Origin of the sequence: Nevskia soli, from assembly GCF_903970205.1 — a bacterium.
GTDB lineage: Bacteria > Acidobacteriota > Terriglobia > Bryobacterales > Bryobacteraceae > Bog-113.
In genome coordinates, this window is the sequence record NZ_CAJCHS010000181.1 from 1 (window position 1) to 3166 (window position 3166).

Sequence of the window (3166 nt, forward strand, 5' to 3'; positions counted from 1 at the left end):
CACCGGCGATGAGGTTTCATCGCGACCCGAAGACTGGAAATTGCGTGAACTTGACTGGAGCGCCGGAACGTTCAGCCCCGTGGAGGCGCAGCCCGGCGATCTTTGCGAAATCATCTTTACTTCGGGCGCGACGGCGGAACCGAAAGGCGTGACCATCACGCACGCCAACATTCTGGCGAACGTGATCCCGGTGGAACAGGAGATTCTCAAGTACCGCAAGTGGAGCATCCCCTTCGCGCCGATCCGGTTTCTGAATCTGCTGCCGCTGAGCCATCTGTTTGGCCAGTCGATGGCGACGTTCATCCCGCCGGTGCTGCCGGGCGAAGTGATCTTCATGACGGGCTTCAATCCGGCCGAGATCGCGAGGCAAGTGAAGTCGCGGCGGATCTCGGTCCTGGTTTGCGTGCCGAAGATTCTGGATGTTTTGCGCGAGTTCATCAGCGGCGTGCACCCTGAGGCTGAAGCGAGCGCCCCGGCGGGGAATTGGATGCGGCGTTGGTGGCATTATCGCCGCATTCACGATTTGTTCGGCTGGAAGTTTTGGTGCTTTATCGCCGGCGCTGCGCCGCTAAGCGTGGACCTCGAAGAGTTCTGGTCGAAGCTCGGATTTCTGGTGGTGCAGGGCTATGGACTCACGGAAACCGCGCCGATCGTGACGCTGAACCATCCGTTCCACGCGAGCAAGGGTTCGGTGGGCAAACCGATCGCGGGTGTGGATGTGAAAATCGCGGCTGACGGCGAAATCCTGGTGCGCGGGGCGAACGTGACATCCGGATATTTCGGAGCGGCAGGAACCGACGCCGCGTTCGCCGACGGCTGGTTCCACACCGGCGACATCGGCGCGATGAACCCGGACGGAACGCTCGCCATTCGCGGGCGCAAGAAGGAAATGATCGTCACGCCCGAAGGTCTGAACGTGTTTCCCGAAGATGTCGAGCGCGTGTTGAATGCGGCGCCCGGAGTTAAGGAATCGGCTGTTGTCGGACTTGAGAATGAGGGGCGCGAGCAGGTGCATGCGGTCGCCGTGTTGGAGCCGGGCGCTAACACCGGCGAGATTGTGAGTGCCGCCAACCGCCAACTGGAATCGCATCAGCAGATTCGCGGGCTGCTCGCGTGGCCGGAACCGGCGCTGCCTCGAACCGAGGGAACCGGGAAGCTGAAGCGCGTCGCGATCGCCCAGTGGCTGCGGGGCGCGGGCGCGCTTCCATCATCGAACGCGACTGCGGATGCGGATCTGCTTGCCGGTTATTCCGATGACACGCCGCTCGCGCAGATCGGGCTCAGTTCTCTGGACCGCGTGGAGTTGATGGTCAGGGCCGAAAAAGGGACTGCGGCACAAATCAGCGAGGCGTCATTTACGCAGGCGCAAACCGTTGGAGAACTGCGCCGGTTATCGCGAGATGCGCGTGCCGCGCCCGCGGAGACGATTCGTTTCCCGCGCTGGAATCGCAGCGTGCTTGCCCGTGCCCTTCGCCGCGCCGCGCTGCCGCTAGTGCTGCTGCCGCTGCTTCGCATCTTCGTCCGGCTGCGCGTCGGCGGCCGCGAGCATCTGCGCGACTTGGAAGGCCCGCTTCTTTTCGCGGCCAATCATCAAAGCGTGTTCGATGTTCCCACCATCCTCGCTGCGCTGCCGCCGCGGTTTCGCTATCGGCTGGCAACGGCGGCTGGCATGGACTGGTTCCGCGCGCACTTTCATCCCGAAGGCCGCACCTGGTTTGACCGCTTCGGAAACGCACTGCAGTACTACCTGGTCACCTTGTTTTTCGGAGTTTTCCCGCTGCCCCAGCATGAAGGGGGCGCGCGCGAAGCGCTTCGCTATGCGGGGGATCTGGCGAGCGACGGATGGTCGGTGCTGCTGTTTCCCGAGGGCGTGCGAACCTCGCAGGGCGAGATTGCGCCGTTTCGCCCGGGGGTCGGGATGATGGCGTCGCGCCTCGGTTTGAAGATCGTCCCGGTGCGGATCGAGGGTTTAGATCGCGTGCTGCATACGAGTTGGCATTTTCCACGGCCGGGACGAGTCCGCGTGACGTTCGGATCTGTATTGACAATCGAAGGCGACAGCTACGCGGCGATTGCGCAAGCCGCTGAGAACGCTGTGCGCGCGCTGAGCTAATGCACCGGCTCCCACGGATGAAAACCCTTGCGCGCCAGCTTGCGGCGAAACACCTTATCATTCGCGGTAACGTACAGCGTCTGCAAGTCCCGTCCGCCAAAGACCAGGTTCGACGCGGACACGCCGCCGGGCAGCGGAATCACGGCCACCACGCGCCCTTGCTCATCGCAGACCTGGACACCGCTGCGCGTCGCCGCGTACACATAACCGAGCGTATCGAGCGCCAGACCATCCGGCCAGGCGGTGATGCGCCCGGGATCTCCGGTCTCGTTAATCTCGAGCCGGTAGAACGGTTCGCCGTTGATAAGCGATCCATCGGGCTGCACTTGATACGACCAGATCCATCGCGTCCACGAATCATCCACCAGCAGCATCTTTTCGTCGGGCGAATAACGCACTCCGTTCGGGAACCCGATATTGTCAACCACCGCCTTCTTCGCTCCTGACTGATCGATGAACCACACGCGATGACCGGGAGGGTCGGTGAAGTAGATCGCGCCCTTGCTGCTCACCGCGATGTCGTTCGAATGGACATTCTCAGCGAGCACTTTCTCGGAGCCGTCCGTTACCGACCAGGAAACAATGCGCTGCTTCCCATCCTGCGCGGCGTAGAGCAATCCGTCGGGGCCAAACATCAGCCCGCTTGCGCCGCCGCCATCCTGTTTGAAAACGGTGATCGCGCCATCCGACGCGCTGACGCGGTAGATCTTGTTCCCGGTGACATCGCAGAAGTAGATATTGCCGTCCTTGTCGGCCGCGGGTCCTTCCGTGAATTTGTAGTCTTTGCCGACGAGTTCCCAATCGCTTGCGGGATCCAGAATCGCTGTATTGGAAACGGCCTGCGCGTGCGGTGGGGCGGCCTTCGCAACCGGCTTCGGATAGTCTTGCCACAGCCACCGCAATGCGTCGGGAAGAACCGACCCGCCCTGTATGCCGTTATGTCCTTCGGTGCCGGTCACGAACTTGAACTCATATCCGCTGAATTCGAGCGCGGCGGCCATGGTCTGATTCGCCAGCCACCACCCGCCGGCATAGATGTTGAGGTCGTGATCG

General features: G+C 62.3%; 2 protein-coding genes. One reads left to right on the plus strand and one right to left on the minus strand.

The annotated features are described in order from the left end of the window. The coding region (locus H1Y01_RS08075; RefSeq protein WP_180539930.1) for an AMP-binding protein at positions 1 to 2113 on the plus strand (2113 nt) is incomplete at its 5' end. Here H1Y01_RS08075 and H1Y01_RS08080 read toward each other — a convergent pair. After that, a partial coding sequence (locus H1Y01_RS08080; RefSeq protein ID WP_180539931.1) for an SMP-30/gluconolactonase/LRE family protein occupies positions 2110 to 3166 on the minus strand: 1057 nt, incomplete at its 5' end. The two genes, H1Y01_RS08075 and H1Y01_RS08080, sit on opposite strands and share 4 nt — an antisense overlap.